The 17,029-nt window shown below is 60.3% G+C and carries 32 protein-coding genes; 12 read left to right on the forward strand and 20 right to left on the reverse strand.

The genetic code is table 11. The features are described from left to right. Position 1 precedes the first annotated feature (1 nt). From DL899_RS02525 to DL899_RS02555, 7 genes are all read right to left on the reverse strand, one after another. Positions 2 to 784, reverse strand: coding sequence for a hypothetical protein (locus DL899_RS02525; protein ID WP_162685471.1), 783 nt, complete (start codon positions 782 to 784; stop codon positions 2 to 4). Then, the gene (locus tag DL899_RS02530) at positions 714 to 1,076 is read right to left on the reverse strand and encodes a hypothetical protein (RefSeq protein ID WP_111732201.1); all 363 of its coding nucleotides are present in this window, start codon (positions 1,074 to 1,076) and stop codon (positions 714 to 716) included. The genes DL899_RS02525 and DL899_RS02530 overlap by 71 nt, the downstream gene beginning before the upstream one ends. Continuing rightward, positions 1,045 to 2,553 (reverse strand): portal protein, encoded by a 1,509-nt coding sequence (locus DL899_RS02535; protein WP_111732202.1) that lies wholly within the window; start codon positions 2,551 to 2,553, stop codon positions 1,045 to 1,047. Before DL899_RS02535 ends, DL899_RS02530 begins: the two co-directional genes overlap by 32 nt. Before the next feature lie 96 nt (positions 2,554 to 2,649). Beyond that, on the reverse strand, positions 2,650 to 3,111 hold the full coding sequence (locus tag DL899_RS02540) for a hypothetical protein (RefSeq protein WP_111732203.1): 462 nt from the start codon (positions 3,109 to 3,111) through the stop codon (positions 2,650 to 2,652). Continuing rightward, a complete protein-coding gene (locus DL899_RS02545) occupies positions 3,108 to 4,646 on the reverse strand; it encodes a histidinol dehydrogenase (protein WP_162685472.1) in 1,539 nt (512 codons plus the stop codon). Before DL899_RS02545 ends, DL899_RS02540 begins: the two co-directional genes overlap by 4 nt. After that, positions 4,646 to 4,903, reverse strand: a complete 258-nt coding sequence (locus DL899_RS02550) for a hypothetical protein (RefSeq protein WP_162685473.1) — start codon at positions 4,901 to 4,903, stop codon at positions 4,646 to 4,648. The genes DL899_RS02545 and DL899_RS02550 overlap by 1 nt, the downstream gene beginning before the upstream one ends. A 372-nt stretch (positions 4,904 to 5,275) precedes the next feature. Further along, positions 5,276 to 5,653 (reverse strand): hypothetical protein, encoded by a 378-nt coding sequence (locus DL899_RS02555; RefSeq protein WP_162685474.1) that lies wholly within the window; start codon positions 5,651 to 5,653, stop codon positions 5,276 to 5,278. A gap of 328 nt (positions 5,654 to 5,981) precedes the next feature. Here DL899_RS02555 and DL899_RS02560 point away from each other — a divergent pair, with 328 nt between their 5' ends. The 4 genes from DL899_RS02560 (at position 5,982) to DL899_RS02575 (ending at position 7,178) form a co-directional block, all read left to right on the forward strand. After that, positions 5,982 to 6,167 carry a hypothetical protein gene (locus DL899_RS02560; RefSeq protein WP_111732207.1) on the forward strand — a complete coding sequence of 62 codons (186 nt, stop codon included), beginning with the start codon at positions 5,982 to 5,984 and terminating at the stop codon, positions 6,165 to 6,167. A 97-nt stretch (positions 6,168 to 6,264) separates the two neighbouring features. After that, positions 6,265 to 6,450 carry a hypothetical protein gene (locus DL899_RS02565; RefSeq protein WP_111732208.1) on the forward strand — a complete coding sequence of 62 codons (186 nt, stop codon included), beginning with the start codon at positions 6,265 to 6,267 and terminating at the stop codon, positions 6,448 to 6,450. 69 nt (positions 6,451 to 6,519) lie between these two features. After that, positions 6,520 to 6,705 carry a hypothetical protein gene (locus DL899_RS02570; protein ID WP_111732209.1) on the forward strand — a complete coding sequence of 62 codons (186 nt, stop codon included), beginning with the start codon at positions 6,520 to 6,522 and terminating at the stop codon, positions 6,703 to 6,705. Between the two features lie 185 nt (positions 6,706 to 6,890). Next, positions 6,891 to 7,178: a hypothetical protein gene (locus DL899_RS02575; RefSeq protein WP_111732210.1), complete on the forward strand. Its 288-nt coding sequence runs from the start codon at positions 6,891 to 6,893 to the stop codon at positions 7,176 to 7,178. Here DL899_RS02575 and DL899_RS02580 read toward each other — a convergent pair. From DL899_RS02580 to DL899_RS02625, 12 genes are read right to left on the reverse strand one after another with little or no spacing between them, the layout of a single operon-like run. Next, positions 7,147 to 7,602 carry a helix-turn-helix domain-containing protein gene (locus tag DL899_RS02580; RefSeq protein WP_162685475.1) on the reverse strand — a complete coding sequence of 152 codons (456 nt, stop codon included), beginning with the start codon at positions 7,600 to 7,602 and terminating at the stop codon, positions 7,147 to 7,149. The genes DL899_RS02575 and DL899_RS02580 overlap by 32 nt on opposite strands. Positions 7,603 to 7,646: 44 nt before the next feature. After that, entirely contained in the window at positions 7,647 to 7,847 is a 201-nt protein-coding gene (locus DL899_RS02585; RefSeq protein ID WP_111732212.1) for a hypothetical protein, read from the reverse strand. After that, positions 7,837 to 8,202 carry a hypothetical protein gene (locus DL899_RS02590; protein WP_111732213.1) on the reverse strand — a complete coding sequence of 122 codons (366 nt, stop codon included), beginning with the start codon at positions 8,200 to 8,202 and terminating at the stop codon, positions 7,837 to 7,839. Before DL899_RS02590 ends, DL899_RS02585 begins: the two co-directional genes overlap by 11 nt. Next, a complete protein-coding gene (locus DL899_RS19285; RefSeq protein ID WP_162685476.1) occupies positions 8,195 to 8,353 on the reverse strand; it encodes a hypothetical protein in 159 nt (52 codons plus the stop codon). Before DL899_RS19285 ends, DL899_RS02590 begins: the two co-directional genes overlap by 8 nt. Then, positions 8,350 to 8,685, reverse strand: a complete 336-nt coding sequence (locus tag DL899_RS02595; RefSeq protein ID WP_162685477.1) for a TSCPD domain-containing protein — start codon at positions 8,683 to 8,685, stop codon at positions 8,350 to 8,352. Before DL899_RS02595 ends, DL899_RS19285 begins: the two co-directional genes overlap by 4 nt. Further along, positions 8,682 to 9,263 carry a DNA cytosine methyltransferase gene (locus tag DL899_RS02600; protein WP_111732215.1) on the reverse strand — a complete coding sequence of 194 codons (582 nt, stop codon included), beginning with the start codon at positions 9,261 to 9,263 and terminating at the stop codon, positions 8,682 to 8,684. The genes DL899_RS02595 and DL899_RS02600 overlap by 4 nt, the downstream gene beginning before the upstream one ends. A gap of 14 nt (positions 9,264 to 9,277) precedes the next feature. Then, positions 9,278 to 10,651 (reverse strand): DnaB-like helicase C-terminal domain-containing protein, encoded by a 1,374-nt coding sequence (locus DL899_RS02605; RefSeq protein WP_111732216.1) that lies wholly within the window; start codon positions 10,649 to 10,651, stop codon positions 9,278 to 9,280. After that, positions 10,648 to 10,917: a hypothetical protein gene (locus tag DL899_RS02610; RefSeq protein WP_111732217.1), complete on the reverse strand. Its 270-nt coding sequence runs from the start codon at positions 10,915 to 10,917 to the stop codon at positions 10,648 to 10,650. The genes DL899_RS02605 and DL899_RS02610 overlap by 4 nt, the downstream gene beginning before the upstream one ends. Beyond that, on the reverse strand, positions 10,910 to 11,737 hold the full coding sequence (locus tag DL899_RS19290) for a helix-turn-helix domain-containing protein (RefSeq protein WP_162685478.1): 828 nt from the start codon (positions 11,735 to 11,737) through the stop codon (positions 10,910 to 10,912). The genes DL899_RS02610 and DL899_RS19290 overlap by 8 nt, the downstream gene beginning before the upstream one ends. Further along, complete coding sequence (locus DL899_RS19295; RefSeq protein WP_162685479.1) at positions 11,734 to 11,907, reverse strand: hypothetical protein; 174 nt, start codon at positions 11,905 to 11,907, stop codon at positions 11,734 to 11,736. The genes DL899_RS19290 and DL899_RS19295 overlap by 4 nt, the downstream gene beginning before the upstream one ends. Beyond that, entirely contained in the window at positions 11,904 to 12,425 is a 522-nt protein-coding gene (locus DL899_RS02620; protein WP_111732219.1) for a hypothetical protein, read from the reverse strand. Before DL899_RS02620 ends, DL899_RS19295 begins: the two co-directional genes overlap by 4 nt. Next, positions 12,422 to 12,736 (reverse strand): hypothetical protein, encoded by a 315-nt coding sequence (locus DL899_RS02625; RefSeq protein WP_111732220.1) that lies wholly within the window; start codon positions 12,734 to 12,736, stop codon positions 12,422 to 12,424. The genes DL899_RS02620 and DL899_RS02625 overlap by 4 nt, the downstream gene beginning before the upstream one ends. Before the next feature lie 196 nt (positions 12,737 to 12,932). Between DL899_RS02625 and DL899_RS02630 the strand changes: the two genes are divergently transcribed. Then, positions 12,933 to 13,124 (forward strand): hypothetical protein, encoded by a 192-nt coding sequence (locus DL899_RS02630; protein ID WP_111732221.1) that lies wholly within the window; start codon positions 12,933 to 12,935, stop codon positions 13,122 to 13,124. Positions 13,125 to 13,207: 83 nt separating this feature from the next. Here DL899_RS02630 and DL899_RS02635 read toward each other — a convergent pair whose 3' ends face one another. Beyond that, a complete protein-coding gene (locus DL899_RS02635) occupies positions 13,208 to 13,483 on the reverse strand; it encodes a phage regulatory CII family protein (protein WP_111732222.1) in 276 nt (91 codons plus the stop codon). A 29-nt stretch (positions 13,484 to 13,512) separates the two neighbouring features. Here DL899_RS02635 and DL899_RS02640 point away from each other — a divergent pair, with 29 nt between their 5' ends. From DL899_RS02640 to DL899_RS19305, 7 genes are all read left to right on the forward strand, one after another. Continuing rightward, the gene (locus DL899_RS02640) at positions 13,513 to 13,887 is read left to right on the forward strand and encodes a helix-turn-helix domain-containing protein (protein ID WP_239494573.1); all 375 of its coding nucleotides are present in this window, start codon (positions 13,513 to 13,515) and stop codon (positions 13,885 to 13,887) included. Between the two features lie 277 nt (positions 13,888 to 14,164). Further along, positions 14,165 to 14,485: a hypothetical protein gene (locus tag DL899_RS02645; RefSeq protein ID WP_111732223.1), complete on the forward strand. Its 321-nt coding sequence runs from the start codon at positions 14,165 to 14,167 to the stop codon at positions 14,483 to 14,485. A gap of 82 nt (positions 14,486 to 14,567) precedes the next feature. Continuing rightward, entirely contained in the window at positions 14,568 to 14,831 is a 264-nt protein-coding gene (locus tag DL899_RS02650) for a hypothetical protein (protein ID WP_162685480.1), read from the forward strand. Further along, positions 14,831 to 15,964, forward strand: a complete 1,134-nt coding sequence (locus DL899_RS02655; protein WP_111732225.1) for a hypothetical protein — start codon at positions 14,831 to 14,833, stop codon at positions 15,962 to 15,964. The genes DL899_RS02650 and DL899_RS02655 overlap by 1 nt, the downstream gene beginning before the upstream one ends. 106 nt (positions 15,965 to 16,070) lie before the next feature. Beyond that, positions 16,071 to 16,391, forward strand: a complete 321-nt coding sequence (locus DL899_RS02660) for a hypothetical protein (protein WP_162685481.1) — start codon at positions 16,071 to 16,073, stop codon at positions 16,389 to 16,391. Beyond that, on the forward strand, positions 16,391 to 16,576 hold the full coding sequence (locus DL899_RS19300) for a hypothetical protein (RefSeq protein WP_162685482.1): 186 nt from the start codon (positions 16,391 to 16,393) through the stop codon (positions 16,574 to 16,576). The genes DL899_RS02660 and DL899_RS19300 overlap by 1 nt, the downstream gene beginning before the upstream one ends. Continuing rightward, complete coding sequence (locus DL899_RS19305) at positions 16,573 to 17,010, forward strand: hypothetical protein (RefSeq protein ID WP_162685483.1); 438 nt, start codon at positions 16,573 to 16,575, stop codon at positions 17,008 to 17,010. Before DL899_RS19300 ends, DL899_RS19305 begins: the two co-directional genes overlap by 4 nt. The last annotated feature ends 19 nt before the right edge of the window (positions 17,011 to 17,029 follow it).

Below are 17,029 nucleotides of genomic sequence, written 5' to 3' on the forward strand. Positions count from 1 at the left end.
TCTATCCTTTCGCCTGATTGGCATTGATGTGTTTCAGCCGCTCGAAGGGAGGCAATTTTTCGAGATCGGCCGTGGCTTGTGCGCGGGGAACGTCGGACCCAGGCCCGCGCGGGGCGAAAAGGGTCTCAAGGGCTCGAACGCCTTCGTAGCTGGTCGCGGCGGCGGCCAGGGCGTTCACCTGTTCTGTGGGAAGGCGGGTCTGCATCGCCCGCAGCACGCGGTTCAGCCGGGCTTCGCGCTGTGCGTCGTTGGCGCCGAGTTTCTCGGCCTCGGCTTTCGCTGCCTGATGCAGCTTCGCGGTTTCCGCCGCCTTGTACTTGGCGAGAAGGCCCATGACCTTCTGCGAGGCTTCCGCCGGGGCACCAAGGTCTTTCAGGAACTCGCCGAGTTCGCCGAACAGAGGTTTGAAATCCTCGTCATCGGTCGCCAGTTCGACGGCGAAACCTTCGGGCAGGTCCAGTTCGCCGAAGTCGATGTCCTCGGGAGCGGAAAAGTCATATTCGCCGTTCTCGGGAACCAGCCCGTCCGCTTCCGCGCGGCGGGCCTGTTCGGCCAGAAGTTCCTGGTAGTGGTTCTTGAAGCCGTCCAGATCGGGGTTTCCATCATCCGTGCGGTAATCGTCAGGGATGAAGGACAGGTCCGGGCCAGTATCCGGTTCGATGGCCACGGGCGGATCAGCGGGCGGGTCCGCAGGCGGGTCGGCGGGAGTCGGATCACCCCCGCCGCCCGCGCCGGGCTCCGCTGTGTCCCTCGGAATGTCTGTCCAGTTCAGTCCGTATTTCATCGCTCGCAATCCTCCTCAGATCGAGGGCGATGAAACGCTGAGAGTTGAGCGCGTCCAATGCACAGGCATCGGCATCCGGCGGAAGGAAAAATTCTTGGGTCGATTTTTCCAGCAATTCCAACAGCATAGCGCCGTGTTCCGTTGCCGCGACGGCTTGAACCGCCGCAACCGCCTGATCGGCTTTCTCCTTCAATCCCTTGCCGGGGCTGATGCGGTCGGCCTGGTAGAGATGCAGGATGTAGTCGATGACGGGGCCGGGCTTACTCAGCCGGCGGGGCAGCCTGTTGGGCAACGTCCTGTTCCTCCTTGCGCAGCACGACGAGTTCATCGCCGGATGCGTCGATGATGTTGGTGAAGGTCTGGATCGGGTCGATGAAGCCGAACACCTGATCCTGGAACACGCTGAATGCGAGATCGAGGTTGGAGCGCGCGACCAGCACCTTGTCGTTGTTCTGTGCCCGTTGCAGGGGCGAGACCGGCGTCACCTTGATGTCGGTGCCGTTGTGGCTCAGGGCCTCGGGGATGCGGCCCATCGTGACGCCGAGATATTCGACGCGCTGGATGAAGGGGATAAACAGTTCGGTCCAGAGGGGAGCGGATGGTTTGCCGATCCGCTGTTGCACGCGGCGCCGTTCGTCCACCCACTGCGTTGCCGACGGCGGGGTGTCGCCACGCTGGCGCGGGCCGTCCTGGTAGAAGGCGGCGCGAAGCCGTTCCTCGATCTTGCCTTCCTGGAAATAGCCGGCATCGGGCGCCGGCGACTGCGGAAACTCGTAGATGCGATCACGGGTGAAGCCACGCGATGCGGGATAGGCCCGGCCGCGTTCAAGCCCGTCGGACATGTCGATGAAGCCGTCATCGGGATAGATGATCGTGTCCTTGAGGGTGTCCTCCATCGCCGTCAGGACATATTCCTCGACGCGATCGAGCGTGCGCATGTCTGGCAGGGCCTTCCACCCGGCGCCGCGCCCCCACGGGCGGCCGTGCTGCGGATTGAAGCGACCGGCCAAGAGCGGGCAGACGCCGCCCGACAGGTCGCCAAGAACCTCTGTGCCCGTGACGGGGTGCCCATCGACGGTGATTTCCATCATCCACATGGGCCGCACCGGATCGGACCAGTCCACCCAGAAGCCCCATACCACGCTGACCTCTGCATCCTCCTTGTTCATGGCCGCCTGGATTTTCCGGTCGGACAGGTCAACGTCGATGTCTGGCATCGCAAGAAGGGCGTTCAGGTCGCGGGCCATCACCTTCGACTCGCGGAAACGGTCGAGAATGCCGCGGTGCCCGCAAACGAGATAGAGTTCATTTGGGGGAACGATCTCGACGTGCATCTGGTTGCCGATGGACGATTGAGTGACCCACATGCCGGGGGTGCCGTGGGTTGCGGCCTCGAAGCCCCATTGCGGCGCCACGTCGTTGTAGTTGGACGTGCTGATCAGGTCGAACAGGTCGTTCTCGCGGCGCTGCACGATCTCGCGCACTTCGTTTGCGTCCGCCTCGTCTACCTCGGAAATCACGGCATATTCGGCCCATTGGGCTTCCGGCGGCGTGTAGTAGGACACCAGGTCGGCGGCGAGATCGGACGCCAAATCCTCTGGCAGAGAATGGAAGTTCTGCGGCTCGTAGGTGGACATCGACTTGGTGAAGTCGAACTCGCGGCCGGGCGCGCAGAACTTGAATATTTCCTCGATGGTCGGGCGCACGACGTTGCGCCACTTCTTCGCCGCCGCAAAGCGGGTCTTGAAGGCTTTCGACGGCTCTTTCATCAGCGGGACACGGTGCTGAACAGGCTCGGGCGGCTGTAGACTGCCGACAGGTCTTTGGTCAGGCTGGCGGCGTTTTTCTGCGCCACGTCACGCCGATCAGCTTCGGCTCGCTTGCGCTGCCGTTCCCGTTCCGCCTTCGCTGCTGGATCTTCCTTCGGACCTTCCATGGACTATCTCCGCTCCATTTTCGAGCAACATGCGTCGAAAGCCGCGCAGGGTGTATGCACGCCACCCCAAGAGGGCCGCGCATTGGGTTCCGCAGTGCAGGTGCGGGCGGATCATGGGATAGGTGATGCGGTCGGTGCGGTGGCCGATCTTGAGGATTTCGCGGCACCGCATGAAGCGTTCCTGGGCGAAATCCGTGACTTCCTCGTAGAGATGCGTGATCTCGATGATCGTGTGCCGGCCGCGCGGATCGAAAAAAAGCCATGTCCCGTCAATGGTGTATCCCCATGCCTCGACGTGGCCGAACATGGTGGTGACGCTTTCCCGGCCGCGGGCGATGTCGATCAGCGAGCCCCGATCATGGAAGCCGAAGTACCATTCGTGGATGTTCACGCGCGCCTCCTGACGGATGATCTGCGCACGGGCGATGGTGCCGCGCGCTTCGTGGTGGCGCGGCTGACAATGGCCTCACCTTCGCCGCCGCCCATGAGGCCGTTTTCCAACGCCTCGACGATATGGGAATAGCGGTTCTTGACGGGCCGCGGGGAGTAGAGGCCGGCGGTGCCCTGGATTTTCTTGTAGTGGTAGCCGCCTGCCATGCCGGTTCGCAGCGTGAGGCACTTGGGGTTGATGCGCATGCCGTTGCGGCGGGCGAGAACACCGTCGACGGTGGATCGCCGCATCTCGGGGTTGTTGTCCGTGGTGGCGGGAAAGACCGTGACGCCTTCGCGCTCGAAGATGTCGTAGGCGGTGGTTTCGTCGCTTTGGGTCCGGTCGGCGCCGCGCGGGTCGCCCCATGCCTCGAAGTCCATGCCGGGGAACCGTGTTGCCAGAATGCGCTTCACGCGCGGCGCGAACAGGGTGGCGCTTTCGTTATCGCCGATCAGTTCTTCGAGGATATTCCACTGGCCGTTGACGCATTGCATGAACGCGGCCGCCGGGTCGCGCCCGAAGTCCAGGCCGATGATGACGGGGAAGCCATCGACCGGCTCGACATCGTAGCTGTGGACGTGATCCTGCTGCGAAAACGTGGGATATACCGCCTTGCCGCCGACGTAGAGGCCGACGCGGTTCATCACCCGTTGGTCGATCCAGTCCTTTTTCTTCGCCCGTATTTGCTGCATGTACGACTTCTTGAGATGCCGTTGGTTTTCGGCGTCCGGGTTCGGCTGGTAGGCAAGGTTGCCGTCGGCATCGCGCGTCTCGATCAGGCCCGGCGGCTGGACAAGGAACCGCCATAGCGGCTTGCCGTCCTCGTCGCGCGGGATCTCCATCATCGCCTTTTCTTCGTCCGTCCATTCCGGCGGAAACGGAATGTCGCCGCGCATGTATGGTATCCAGTGCCCCTCAGACGGCGCGTTCAGGTCGATCATGCCGCCGTACCATGTCGCGCCGGGACCGCCCTTCGTCGATGGATACCGGCCGCACCGCGAAAGAAGTTCGTCAACAACCTCCTTCTCGACGAACTGACCCTCGTTGATCCAGAACCCGGTGATCTCGAACGACGCCGCTTCCTGTTCCGCCGTCTCCGGCCCGTCGATCGCTATGAACACGACTTCGCACTCGACCTTAGTTCCATCCCCGGACGGATGCCCGCGCCGCAGGACATGCGACATCGGCTCCGACCGGATCATGTCGCCCCACTCGTGTTCAGGAAACCAATCCAGCCAGGTCTTGATCGTCGTTTTCTTCAACTGACGGTACGAACTCCGCACCACAAGCCATCGCGTCCGTCGCACGCCGTCGAAATCAGGTTCCTGCTCAAGCGCCAGCTTCCATATCCGGTGGCACGAACACGTCGATGACCCCGAGCCTATAGGCCCTTGCAGAACCACCAACTCGCTCTTGTCGTGAAGATACTGCTCAAGAACACGCCCGTCGGGCTCATAGACCAAATTCCCCCGCGGTGTCCGCGCCAAACCCGCCATCAGTCCGCGCCCCGTACAGTATCCAGCAACTCGGCGTGAGCCGCCGTCAAAGCACCCAACATCGTGAAACCACCGCACAACCCAGCAAGACGGAAACTCGACGAACCGTCAAAATGCTCGAACGCAAACACACCACCAACAATCTCGCCAGACCTCGCTGCCTCCAAAGCTTCCTCCAAAGCCGCCACCAACGTCGCATTCGGCTCCAAAACACCCACAGGTCCACCGCAAAGGCTCACAACTTTCCCGTCAGACACCCCTAAATCCTCCCAAAATGTTCGGTTTGTGAAAGAAAACACCCCAAAACACCCATACCCACCCCGGAACATGTGTTGAATTTGTGAAAGAAACCGCCTTTCCAGCACCACAAAACCCACAAAACCCCAGCAAAATAAGGGGAAAATACAAAAAAATTTGGGGCAATGGCGCGCGAGGGGGTGGTATACGCACTTTTGCCGCGCGCGATTTTAGACCCCCCCCACCCCCGACGATGGGCCGCCCCCCAGCTGGGGCAGATCGAGGGCGAGATGGGGCTGGTGCGGGCTGTTGTATCGTCGATCATGTCACAACTCTGGCCGAAAACCCCTTGTTTCATTGGCTCTGGCATGGCTGGTACCACTGACTGCACATCAGTTGCCCGCATCATCCGACCCCTGATCCGTCACATCCTCGGCCGATCCCTCGATCTCGACCACGCGCTGCCCAGGTCGGGCATACTCGTAACCCCCTGAATTTACTGTGTTATTTATCGTGATCGACGCCGCCGGAGACGCCTCGCGCCGAAAGAACTCGACCATACGCGCCTTTACCGCCTCGCTTTCTGCGTTCTCCAACAGGTCCGCCGCGATCTCTAGAGCTCTTGCTTTATGCCGCTCTGCCATTGTCTCAACCTGTTGAATGTATTCAGTTTTCATCTTTTCTAGCAGGGCTTGCACGTGAGGCTTTGCCATTGCCTTGTGCCATGCGCTGTATTTGATGCCTGCTCTCCTGCACGCTTCCTGGATCATGAGGCCGTCTTGCACCCTGTATCGGATGGCGTTGCGCAGTTTTGCGGATATACGCGGGGCTCCGCCCGGCGTTACTCTCCCTGAAGGTGTCTTAGAGGTGCATATCTCGACGGGCCCGGCGGCCGTCTGGACTGTGGTAGATGCGCGGATAGTCTTTGCCATGCTGCGGATCATGCTGCGGCTGGGCCGATCTGATCTATGCACGCGGTCATTGCCTGCCGTGTCCGATCATTTTTTTCGCTTTTGGTCTTGACTGCCGGTTTTTCTGTTCCTATATCTCGGTCATGGGCGCCGGAAACGCCCGACGACACAGAGAGAGGAAACGACCATGCCCCATACCGAAACCTACGACTACGCCACCGGATTCAAGAGCGAAGATGCCGCGTGGCTGGCCTTGGAAGATTTCTACGCCACCGGAGAGGTGAACGCCGGCGAGCGCCCAGGCATCCGCAGCTACAAAGCGCCCAACGGCAAGCGGAGATGGGCTGTGACCGTTACCTATCGCTACGACTAGTCCGACCTATCTACGGCAGCCGTTCACGGCTGTCGCTACATGGGCCAGACCATGACCCGGACGGAAACCGGGGAAACACAGAGAGAGAGGAAGCGAGATGTTCAAACTTGAGTTTGCGACGAGCAACGCAGCATTCACCGACGATGCGCCAACAGAGGTGGCGCGCATCCTGCGCGATTTGGCTGACCGGATCGAGGGCCCGGCGGGCCGCTTCTATGATGCTCCGGTGCGTGACCTGAACGGCAATCGCATCGGCCGGGTTGAATTTGATGCGGAGGCCTGACGCATCGCCGGCGGCCCCGTGCGGGCCGTCGCACCATGCGCCAGAGCATGACAACCAGAGGAGATAGATATGGGACGCAAATACAAACACACCGCCGGAGGCCGAAATTTCGTGATCTTCAAGGATTACTTCGGCAACTGGTCGATCCGTTCAGCCGACGAGAACTTTGAAACGGTTGTGGGGGCACCGCCGTTTTCAGTCGGCCACCGCACGAAGCGGGATGCTATCTCGTTTCTTGACGGGCTCGCAGAATGACCCCCGCTGAAATCCCCACCAGCACACCCTACGCCCCCGGCCCATCAAACAGGCCGGGCAAAATCCTGCACGCCATTTTGCGGGGTTTCCTGTTGCCCCGGCCCCATCCGGCAAGACCGGATCGGAAAAGGGGCCGGGGCGGTTCCACAGAGAGCGGAACGGCCGCACCATAAAGGACGGATACCATGCTGACCAGAGATCAGATTGACCAACTTGCGCCGGCGGAACGCACCGCCCTGTTGCGCGACTTGCTGCAAGCCGTGTTCGGCGATGCCAGCCAGCCGAAAATCTGCCACGCCCTCGACATCACACCCGTGACGCTGCGGCGCTGGCTGCGGCAAGACGCCGTGCCCGCATGGCCGTTGATGCTCCTGGACGAGTGGCGGCAGTCGCACCGGACCGCCGAAATCCTTGATCAACTTGGCGAACTGGAATCGCAGATCAGCGCCTTGCGCGCCGCCGCTTCTGCCTGAGAAGTTCCGCGCGCCTCTTGCGGGACTCGTAGCGGTCCCGCGTTTCCTCAATGAGACGGCAGGTAATCGGCGGCAGGGTCGACGGCCGCAAGACCACTTCGTACCCAAGGGTTTGCGCCCAAATCAGATAGGTGACGATGTTCGGCAACCGCGTCGGTTCGTCCCGCTCGAATTTCAGCATCTGATCCGTGGCAATCCCCGCCGCCGTCTCGACTTCCTCGATCGACAGCCCCAACTGTTCACGGCGCCGCCGCAGCACCTGGCGCGCGTCGTCAAAGCTTTCGATCACTTCATCAAGGCTTAACCGTTGATCAACTTCGCGCTTCGGTATCACGCCGCCCGGCTTGATCCGCAGCCGCATCGAGCATCCCGGCTCCTTGCAACGGGCGATGCACGACGAGTCCTTGTCGGCCGCCTCGATCATCCAGCCGCGGGCCTCTATCGCGCGAAAGAACTTCGCATCCGACATCACAATTCCCCTCGCACGATCCTGATCTGGTACGCCTTGAGATTGGCGATATGAATAGCCTGCACCCTGTCCGCTTCGGCGATCTCTTTCACGCGGGCCCGTTCCTCATTGGCGACGGCGGCAATCTCTGCCTCCGTTTTGCAGTCGATCAGGCGGTTCTTGATCCGCCTGACCTCGGTAAAGATTTCGTCATCGGTCATCTACCAGCGTCCAGACGGTCGGCTTGCCGTTCATCTCTGCCACCCGCTCGCTGGTGACGTAGCCATTTTGCCGCAGCGCACAGAGGCGCGTGCTGGTTGTGTCGATCCGTTCATCCAGGGCGACGGCGATCTGCCGGGTGGTCGACGGCCCGTGAACGCGCAGAAACCGCAAGACCGGGCGATAGTTCGGCCGCTCGTGCATCAGGTCAGACGTGCGGTTTTCCGGCAACTTCCCCCTGGTTCCGATCTTGCGCCGCATGAACTCGGCAAACCGTTCCTCTCCGATCATCGACACAAACGCATCCATCGGATCGGCCACAGGCCGGCGGCTCGAAATGATCACATGGTCACGCATCCTTTTCCTCCATTGCCTTCACGACGGCACCGGCCGCCCATCCCGCCGCGATCAATCCCGCGCGGATCATCCGATCATCGGCGCCACCGGCCCGCATCCGCTCGACCAACGGCTTGATCTCTCCAACCTGTCGCTTCTGTTCCGGTGTCATTCCTCCATCTCCTTCAACTTCGCCACGATCACGCCGACAATGGTTGCCGGGTGGACCTCGCCGAACAGCCGCACCACGGACAGGTTGCGCCCGATTTCCTCCAAGGTCGCCCCGTGCTGCAAAAGCAGCGAAATGAGGATGCAGGCGTCTTGTACGGTGTCGCGCAGGTTCGACCCCGTGCGCTGGCCGTCCGCATAAAAAACCTCCCTAATTGCGCCGGTTTCTGGCTCAAAACCCGCAGTCACATGAAAGGGATGCTCTGCCATCTCGGATTTCCACACCGCGCGCACCGTCATCGACGGCCGCCGGTTCGGTAGGTGTTGCCGGGTCATGCTCTCTCCATCATTGAAATCAGGTCTCCACCCCACTGCGCCGCCATCGCGCCAGCAATGCCCGGGTAGGTTCTTGACCGCTCCTTCCACCTGTCAGGGCCGGGCGGCATCTTGTGGATACGGTCGTCACGGCCATCGACAACGTTGGTTGGTTGCAGCGGCGACAGCCCTTTCAGCCAGAGGCATGTCGCCTTGGTTTCGCCGTGCCCGAATTGCCAGGGGTGGATGATCTGGTCAGGTTTCCGCCAGACGCTCGACAGGATCGACACCGGGTTTTCTATGGCGATGCGCGGAATATCGGCTTTGGCCAGCATCATCACGAACGACACAGACGCCTGTTGCAGGCCCCGCTGGCGTTTGTCCTCGAAATGCCGCGCCCCACTGACTGCCAGGTGCGTGCATGGCGGATGCGCGACCATCAAATCCCACGGGTAATCCAGAACATCGCGCACGTCGCCCTCGTAGTGTGGCCCCGGCTGCTCTGTCGGCAGCAGGTCGCACGACATGGCGTCGTGACCGCGCGCGATGAATGCATCCCTGACGCGACCGGAATATTCGCAGGCGACCAGAACTCTCATTCCGCGCTGACCAGTCAAAACGCTTCCTCCAAATCCCAAAACCTGTTCGTCGCCAGGTCGCAGCCGACCGTGACGGTTCCGATGTCGCCCATGCGGGCCTTTTCGATGATGATTTCGGCGCGGTTCTTCCACCGCTCGCAATCCGCTTCCCAATCGGCGCGTTCGTCGATCTTCTGCGGCGGCGTCTGCCGTTTCAGGTAGTACTCGGGCCGGTGAATGAACATCACGTTGTCAGGCGCGTTTTCCAGATCGCCCGATCCGCGCAGATGCGCCAGCCGGGGCCGCGCCATCTCGAAACTGTCCGACGCGCTGATCTTGCGGTCCACCTGGGCCAGCGCCAACACATGCACGTCGAGGATTTTGGCAACCTGCTTGAGATCGTTCGCTACCTGCGACAGCCGCACGAAGGCGCTTTCACCCTTGCCACGGACCAACTGGATGTAGTCGATCACCAAAAGCTGAAAGCCGCGGAACTTGTCATTCGCCGGCATTCGGTGTTTGAGCCGCTTCGCTTCCGACAGGATAGCCGGCACGTCCCGCACCTTTTGCGAAAATATCTCGATCGGCAGCGAGTCCATCGCCTTCGCCGCCTCGATCACCTGACGGAAAACCGCGTCACTGGTAGCCCGGTCCATCGCCTTGTACGGGATCTGCGACTCGATGGATTTCACCCGCTTGGCAATATCTTCCTCGCCCATCTCCAACGTGAGATAGCCGACGCCATGCCCGGCCTTCGCCGCCGCGTACATCAGCCAGATCGCAAGCGCGGTCTTGCCCATCGACGTGCTGCCGCCGAGAACCGTGTACCGCTTCGGCGAAAACGAGATCATGTTGTCCAGCGACGGCAGGCCCGTGGGAATGCCGATCTCTCGCCCCTCGCGCACCGCCTGCATTTGCTCGACGGATTGCCGTAGCGCCTTGAGGAACGACATCGACCGCGGCGCCGCGCTGTCGTCCTCGCGCTGCATCAGCATGATTTCCAGCTTGCTCACAGCATCGGCCAGATCACCGCCGCCCGTCAGATCGACCTCTATCCCGCGAACTTCTTCCAGAACCGCCCGCTTGCCGTGGAAATCCCGGACCATCGCCGCATAGTGCCGAACCGAACTTGGATCGGCCGCCGCCGCCAGCCGCACCAGGTAGCCCGGCCCGCCGAGTTGATCGAGCCCTTCATCCCCTTCAAGAGCGGCCTTTGCCGTGATCGGCGATGCAAGCTGATCGGCCTCGACCCTCGATGCCGCGTGATGCCAAATTCGGGCGTGAACGGGCTCGTAGAAATGTTCCGGCCGCAGCCGCTCAATGGCATGATAGGCGTCGTTGTTCACCAGAACCGCGCCAATTACCTGCTGTTCCGCCTCGATCGAGTGCGGCTCGATCTGTTCCGTCATGCCTCGATCCCGCGATAGATTTTCAGCCAGTGACGCGCGGCCCGGTTCGGCTGCCCGTTCACCATCATCGACGGCGGAACCAGCCCGTCCCGAAGAAACGACTTCTGGTGAACCGTCAGATCGGCCTCGGAACAGCCGCGGTTCAAAATCGCAAGGATCGCGCCAGGCGTCGGGCGCACACGGGGCTCCGTCGAAAGGTACTGGCGGCAAGCGCCCTGAATTTCAGACTGCGAGAACGGTTCAAGCAGGTCGATCCAGTCATCCATTGCCGCTTCTTCCTGGTCCCGCGGCATGTTCGGCTGGAAGTAGTGGGAGAGAAGCACTTTCACCCGGCCCGCTATCCATTCGTCGTGCTGCACGGCGTTCGGCGATGCGACGTGCGAAGTCGGCGGTGCTTTCATCGGCTGATTGTGCATTTCTCGGCCCTCCTACTTTTTCGGGGAAAACGCCCTGCCAACCGTTTTCGATGCTCAGATCAAAAACCGCGTCAGGGTTGAGATGATTTTGGAGTTTCTTCACAAGGCGGCGCGCGGCCTCGGCGGTCAGCGGCCGCTTCATCGCTTTCCGGTGATTTGCAAAATCGACCGCCGTTTCATCACTGACGATCTGTTTCAGAATCTCGACCGGAGAATCTTTCTTCGCCGGCTTCTTCGTTTCCGCCTGACAGTCATTTTCTGAGAAAAGGTCAGCCCCCTTTAGGGGGTTGGGGGTCTTATAATTGTTCTTCTTATAGGTTGTTCTTCTTAAGATACCTTGTTTCCCGCCGGGCGGTTCAGCCGGTTGCCGGTTTTTCAGGCTTCCGGTGACATCGTGAAGAACGTAATCGTATCCGTCGAGTTTCCCTCCATCGACTTGCTTCGGAACGACCTCCAAATAGCCGGCGTCTTTCAATTCTCGAACCATGCGCTGATACTTGTCACGGCCCACTCCGCACCGCTTCATCAGGTCGCCGCCGCGATAGACCCAACTCGATCCCATGCCCATCATCAGGGCCAGCAGCCCTCGCGCTTCGATGGATATGCTTTCATCACGCATGGCGGCGTTTGGAACCGCCGTGAAATGCGAGTTTCGCCTTACTCTGGTCATCCCGCTCTCCTAAAAATATCCGCAAGGCACCCTTCGGCCCGCAGGATTGAAACCTCGCGCCGCACGTCCTCGACGTTGCAGTTCAGTTCGATCGCTATGTCCTCGACCCCCAGCCCGCTGGTCAGAAGTTCGCGGACCCGCACCTGCCATGCGCTGTTCTTGCAGATCACCGGAACAACTCCCCCAACGGCATCGACTGGTATTTCGGCGCGTAGGTTGCTTGAGCCCAATCCCAGATCGCATAGGCGTCGGCTTCGTCATCCGTCTCCGGCTTCCACCCGAGAAGCTGGCACCGGGCGATGACTTCTTGCTTGATCGCCTTCTTTGCGGCCGCCGGTTTCAGGTGCGGAAAATGCTTTACGGACAGGCTCTTGCCGAGAAAGTGCTTCCGCACCGTTGCCAGATGCGCCGTCTCGCACTTCACGCCGTGGCGCCATGCAACACCGCGCACACAGGCTACGAGCCCGATCAGGTAAGCGGATGCCTTCGGCCCGCCGACGGGGGCCTCTGCCACGATCAGGTCGGGCCGGTGCTTGTCGATGATGGTTTCCGCCAGCGTGGCGACATTGGAAAACCGCCGGTCATCCGGTGGCTTGCCAAGATCGCACGTCCATGCGCGGGGGTCCGCACCGGACGCGCCGATGCAGACCCCCGTTTTGCTCGCTATGTCGAGCGCACAGATCTTCACTGCACGACTTCCAGCGGTGCCGGTTCGTCAAACTCCATCTCCGACTGGCCGGCAATGTGCGCCTTGACCATCGGCAGGCCGAGTTCCAGCGATCGGATCACGTCCATTGCCTTGTCCGTCGACTTGTCGCCGACCTTCATGATCTGCCGCAGGACCGAGTACGCCTTCTTGTTGAATCCGGTCTCGTCGATGAACTGGCCGATGTCGGCACGGGTTTCCGCTGCCGACGAGACCCGGTCCGCATCTTCGCGGTTGTGCTGCGCGGCCCGGTTGATCAGCGTGTCGTGGTCGATGTCGAGTTCTTCGTCCATGTCCAATCCTTTCCGTTGCTGCCCGATCTCGCTCGGGCGTGCGCCTGGTGACGACATTTGCGGTTAATGCGGGTAATCAGCCCCGGCGGCCCGCGGCATGTCGTCGTTGAGCCCTCAGCGCGCGGGCTTGAGGTTGCCGCCGTGTTGGAATTTCGTGTGAAAACGTGCTTTCCTGCCCAGCACAGGAGGAACCGAAATGCTGGACAGACTGATTGAGGTGCTTGCCTGGTACGGCGGGATCATGGTTGCCGTGCAGATTTTCGCCTACGCCAACCGGAACAACTACGACCCCGCCGCCTTCATTGTGATGCAGGGCATCGGCTGGGGCGCGCTTACCTTCATTGTCGGCATCTTCCACGTCCTTGCCGGGCCGAACGTCTGGTACTGACAGACCGCCGGAAACAGTGAGTTTCCATTCCCACGGGTGTAATTCAGGCCGTGAATACCCACGTATTTCAGCGGGTTGGGGCATCACTGGCCCCCGTTTGTCGGGGAGGATGCGGAGCGTTCGGCCTCATGTGTGGAATCTGCGACTGGCGCCCGGAAATTGAACAGGTCGAGAGGGCAGTCGATGCCGATCTCGCCGCACATGTCAGCGAGAACCCCGTACCAACCGGCAGAAAAGATGTTGTCAGAACAAGCGTTGCTGATTGCGGCCTTCGAAACCCCAAGCCGCGCGGCCATAGCTTTACGCCCGAGGGCATCGCACATTTCGGAAACAGTCATCATGCCCAGATCGTAGTACATAATTTATGTACCAGCAAGACCACAGATTTATGTTCGTTCACATTTTCTGTACCTGCGGCGATAATCGCGAGATGACTTATGAGGAAAAGGCCGCCCTGGCCCGCACTGGAGATTACAGCAAAGAGGCCGTCGCGGTTCGATTGCGCGCGGCTCGTAATGCGGCTGGCTTGAGTCAGGCCGAGTTGGGTAAGGCCGCGCGTAATAGCAAGGCGGCAATCAGCAACGCAGAGCAGGCATTATCGTACCCCGGCAGGCCCGTATTGATCTACCTGTACCGAGAGCACAGGATTGATCTGAACTTCATAGTTTGTGGCGATTTCGTCCAGCTTCCCGGTGATGTGCAGGACCGCCTTTTTGCCGCCCTTTCAGGCGCCATCCGTGGATCGGATCGATCACAAGGTTAAGGTCTACCCCGAGTCGCCTCAGTATTGGTCCGATCCTAAAAATAAGATAACGCACTACACTCCCTCCCAAAACTTACATCCTCAATTATGGTTCTCGCGTTGCGCGATCATCGTCAAGGCGATGCGCGTCATAGTGGCTTTGTTCGCCCCTAGATTCGCACATCTTACGTAAGCCGTACAGATTTTCTGTACTTTCTATGTTGACGGTACATTTTTAGTGTACCATACTCTCCCCCATCCCCGCCGATACTACCAGGCGGATAGATGGGAGGCCGGAATGTACGTCCGCATATCAACACAGATTGACGAGACCTATGACGAGGCTGGCGAACTGCCCGTCGTCATCACCTACGACATCGAAGGCGATGAATGCACCGCCGAACCCTATAGCTGGGGCGGATCGCGCGGGACGGACCTGCGCCTTGATGCCGAGGTCTACAACGTCAAGATCGGCAACCTCAACCTGAGCCGCGATCAAGCCGTCCTGCTTTTCAGCGACGAACAGCGCGACGGCGAACAGTTCCTCAAACAGCTTGAAGAATACGCCGCAGAACGTGCCGCCGCCCGCTACCGGGAAGGCGAACTCTGCGCCGCCTGAACTTCTCCCAAGCCGCCGCCTGCGGCCACCTTCCCGGCGGGGTTACGCGCCTCGCCGGGCTTTTTACAGAAGGGAACACGACATGAAAGTAACGCTCCACAACCTGAAATCGGTCAGGGCTGATTGCAGCCCGGCGACAGCACCAGATGGGTGGCTGACCATGTTCGATCGCGACGGCAACGAGATCACCATCTTCATGGAATACCGGCTGGCAGAGGCAATCGTTGATGCTTGGTACAGCGAAGACGACGAACCGGAACCGCCGACCTACGACGATGCCCTTGCCACCAAATGCGATGTCCTGGCCCGTGAGCGGGAAGCGATGAAACTCAAGGGGATGGTGTGATGATCTTATTCAAGAACCCCGGCCAGATCGATCTGCGTGGCCTGAAAACATTTGGCCTGTCCAGCAAGGGACAAGACCAGATCGGGCGCTTCGGAACCGGCCTGAAATACGCAACTGCTGTTATCGTGCGCAATGGCGGGGCTGTCTCGATCTGGGCAGATGGCCGCTGGAACGAGATCACTACCCGAACAGACAGCTTTCGCGGCGCCGACATTCAGCACGTCACCATGAACGGCGACGATCTGCCTTTCACGACCGATCTTGGCCGTGATTGGGAAATCTGGATGGCATTCAGAGAATTGTATGCAAACGCTCTCGATGAAGGCGGCGACGTTGACCGCTCTGACGAGCGCCCGGTGCCGAGCGATGACGAGACGATCGTTGCTGTCACCCTCGACGCTTTCGAGGCGATCTTTTTTTCGATGGAGGAACACTTCATCGGAGGCGACGAAGCTCCAATCTGGTCCAGCGACGACATGGACGTATATCGCGGCCGATCCCCGTTCGTGTTTTATCGCGGTATCGCAGTTCAGAAGCTGAAAACTCCGGCTGCCTATCGGTACAACCTGAAAGGCTATGTTGATCTGACCGAGGATCGAACAGCCAAGTATTCTTGGCAGGTACAGAACCGCATCGCAGCGGCATTGCTCAAGTGCGACGACCCGTCGATCACCGATGCCGCCTGCGATCAGCGGAACGAGTTCGAGGCCAAGATAGATTTCACGGACGTTTCTGAAGCGCCTTCCGAGGTGTTCCTTGGCAGCGCGGTCAAGGCTGGTGCAAACTGCAACCCGACAGCCACGGCAATTGTACGGTCTCAACTGCCCCCGGACGGTAGTGAGGCGACCGTACTTCAAAAGGGTGCGCCTGGCGCTGAATGCCTTAGCAACGCGCTTCATACGCTGCGCGCCATTGGGGCTGACCTCTCCAAAGCGAAGTTTGTTCTGGCAGAGGGCATACCGATCTACCGCGACTATGACGTGCGCGGCGATGCGGTGTTCCTGTCTGAAAGCATCTTCGAGAACGAAGCCCGCATGACGATTGCCGTGATCGAAGGATATGCGGGCGTCGTTGGCGGCGGGTGGATGGCGAAACGGTTGATCGAACTGTCCTCCGCTGGGGCAGACCAATGACCACCCTCTGCATCCTCATAACCAGCATAGCCGTGCTGATAGCCGCTGTGTGGCTGCTGGCCAAGCTGCTGGTGTGGATCGCTGATGACGACGATTGGAGTGAGTGATGACTGATACGGTAGAGCTTCATCCCGGACAATCAGGCATGGTCGAACTCGGACCGGAATTGTCTGGAAGTTCGGTAATAGTCGAGGGGCGCTTGATCCCCCGCCTGACCGCCAGAGATAGAGGCGGCGACGAAATCACGATTGTTCTGGATGGCCGGTTCAGCATCGACATTCCGCGCGAGCGTTCAGGGCAGATTTGCTGGATGGTCGCCAACGCAATGGCAATAGGTGCTGGCTATCCGTCTCTTTCCGCCGATGGTGCAGACAGGCCATTCGCGCCGCGCATCGTTGGCATCTCTGACGACGATTGGAGCGAGTGATGATCGACACATACGGCCCTGACGACACAACAGCCCGTTGCTCGAATTGCGGGAAATTCATGCCGTGGCATCACAGCTGTCTTGTCGAAAAGAGCGACGGGATGCCGCTCCCATCACCAATTCTGGTGGAGATGGGAATCTGCTCGAAATGTGAGGCTGAAAAGATGCTGGAGCAGCCACAATGACCCTGACAGACGACATTCGCCGGGACTTGTCACGCCCGCAAGTAGCCAAGAAATCATCCGGGAAATGGCACGTCGTTAGTGACGACCCAGCGCCGGGTTGGGTTGGAGTTGCGGGGCCGTCGTTTGGTGTCAGGACGCCCACTACGGCAACCGATCTTAACGGTGAAGATTATATCGCGCGCCACGCAGACGCCCGCCGCATTGCCCGCGTCCCCGAAATGGAGGCCCGCATCCTTGCTGATGCAGAAGCCCTGAAAGCGGCGGATGAACACTTGGTCAAGCGGCTGAAAGCGTTGCAGACGTATTTCAACTTGGACGAGGAAGAACTGGCATCGCTGACGAAAGACGAGCGGGCTGACACTATACGCCAACATCGCCTGATTTCCGAGGCCCTCACCGCCTACCGCAAAGCACGGGAGGGGCAGGATGACTGACCGTCGCCGCACCCCTTCC

Origin of the sequence: Roseovarius amoyensis, assembly GCF_003260265.1 — a bacterium.
GTDB classification, from domain to species: Bacteria; Pseudomonadota; Alphaproteobacteria; order Rhodobacterales; family Rhodobacteraceae; genus Roseovarius; species Roseovarius amoyensis.

What these genes read in the sequence shown, in the direction of transcription:
- DL899_RS02525 (WP_162685471.1), bottom strand. Translation starts at nt 784, where the DNA reads ATGAAATACGGACTGAACTGGACAGACATTCCGAGGGACACAGCGGAG.
- DL899_RS02535 (WP_111732202.1), bottom strand. Translation starts at nt 2,553, where the DNA reads ATGAAAGAGCCGTCGAAAGCCTTCAAGACCCGCTTTGCGGCGGCGAAG.
- DL899_RS02545 (WP_162685472.1), bottom strand. Translation starts at nt 4,646, where the DNA reads ATGGCGGGTTTGGCGCGGACACCGCGGGGGAATTTGGTCTATGAGCCC.
- DL899_RS02555 (WP_162685474.1), bottom strand. Translation starts at nt 5,653, where the DNA reads ATGATCCAGGAAGCGTGCAGGAGAGCAGGCATCAAATACAGCGCATGG.
- DL899_RS02560 (WP_111732207.1), top strand. Translation starts at nt 5,982, where the DNA reads ATGCCCCATACCGAAACCTACGACTACGCCACCGGATTCAAGAGCGAA.
- DL899_RS02565 (WP_111732208.1), top strand. Translation starts at nt 6,265, where the DNA reads ATGTTCAAACTTGAGTTTGCGACGAGCAACGCAGCATTCACCGACGAT.
- DL899_RS02570 (WP_111732209.1), top strand. Translation starts at nt 6,520, where the DNA reads ATGGGACGCAAATACAAACACACCGCCGGAGGCCGAAATTTCGTGATC.
- DL899_RS02575 (WP_111732210.1), top strand. Translation starts at nt 6,891, where the DNA reads ATGCTGACCAGAGATCAGATTGACCAACTTGCGCCGGCGGAACGCACC.
- DL899_RS02580 (WP_162685475.1), bottom strand. Translation starts at nt 7,602, where the DNA reads ATGATCGAGGCGGCCGACAAGGACTCGTCGTGCATCGCCCGTTGCAAG.
- DL899_RS02585 (WP_111732212.1), bottom strand. Translation starts at nt 7,847, where the DNA reads ATGACCGATGACGAAATCTTTACCGAGGTCAGGCGGATCAAGAACCGC.
- DL899_RS02590 (WP_111732213.1), bottom strand. Translation starts at nt 8,202, where the DNA reads ATGCGTGACCATGTGATCATTTCGAGCCGCCGGCCTGTGGCCGATCCG.
- DL899_RS19285 (WP_162685476.1), bottom strand. Translation starts at nt 8,353, where the DNA reads ATGACACCGGAACAGAAGCGACAGGTTGGAGAGATCAAGCCGTTGGTC.
- DL899_RS02595 (WP_162685477.1), bottom strand. Translation starts at nt 8,685, where the DNA reads ATGACCCGGCAACACCTACCGAACCGGCGGCCGTCGATGACGGTGCGC.
- DL899_RS02600 (WP_111732215.1), bottom strand. Translation starts at nt 9,263, where the DNA reads ATGAGAGTTCTGGTCGCCTGCGAATATTCCGGTCGCGTCAGGGATGCA.
- DL899_RS02605 (WP_111732216.1), bottom strand. Translation starts at nt 10,651, where the DNA reads ATGACGGAACAGATCGAGCCGCACTCGATCGAGGCGGAACAGCAGGTA.
- DL899_RS02610 (WP_111732217.1), bottom strand. Translation starts at nt 10,917, where the DNA reads ATGGATGACTGGATCGACCTGCTTGAACCGTTCTCGCAGTCTGAAATT.
- DL899_RS19290 (WP_162685478.1), bottom strand. Translation starts at nt 11,737, where the DNA reads ATGACCAGAGTAAGGCGAAACTCGCATTTCACGGCGGTTCCAAACGCC.
- DL899_RS02625 (WP_111732220.1), bottom strand. Translation starts at nt 12,736, where the DNA reads ATGGACGAAGAACTCGACATCGACCACGACACGCTGATCAACCGGGCC.
- DL899_RS02630 (WP_111732221.1), top strand. Translation starts at nt 12,933, where the DNA reads ATGCTGGACAGACTGATTGAGGTGCTTGCCTGGTACGGCGGGATCATG.
- DL899_RS02635 (WP_111732222.1), bottom strand. Translation starts at nt 13,483, where the DNA reads ATGTACTACGATCTGGGCATGATGACTGTTTCCGAAATGTGCGATGCC.
- DL899_RS02640 (WP_239494573.1), top strand. Translation starts at nt 13,513, where the DNA reads ATGTTCGTTCACATTTTCTGTACCTGCGGCGATAATCGCGAGATGACT.
- DL899_RS02645 (WP_111732223.1), top strand. Translation starts at nt 14,165, where the DNA reads ATGTACGTCCGCATATCAACACAGATTGACGAGACCTATGACGAGGCT.
- DL899_RS02650 (WP_162685480.1), top strand. Translation starts at nt 14,568, where the DNA reads ATGAAAGTAACGCTCCACAACCTGAAATCGGTCAGGGCTGATTGCAGC.
- DL899_RS02655 (WP_111732225.1), top strand. Translation starts at nt 14,831, where the DNA reads ATGATCTTATTCAAGAACCCCGGCCAGATCGATCTGCGTGGCCTGAAA.
- DL899_RS02660 (WP_162685481.1), top strand. Translation starts at nt 16,071, where the DNA reads ATGACTGATACGGTAGAGCTTCATCCCGGACAATCAGGCATGGTCGAA.
- DL899_RS19300 (WP_162685482.1), top strand. Translation starts at nt 16,391, where the DNA reads ATGATCGACACATACGGCCCTGACGACACAACAGCCCGTTGCTCGAAT.
- DL899_RS19305 (WP_162685483.1), top strand. Translation starts at nt 16,573, where the DNA reads ATGACCCTGACAGACGACATTCGCCGGGACTTGTCACGCCCGCAAGTA.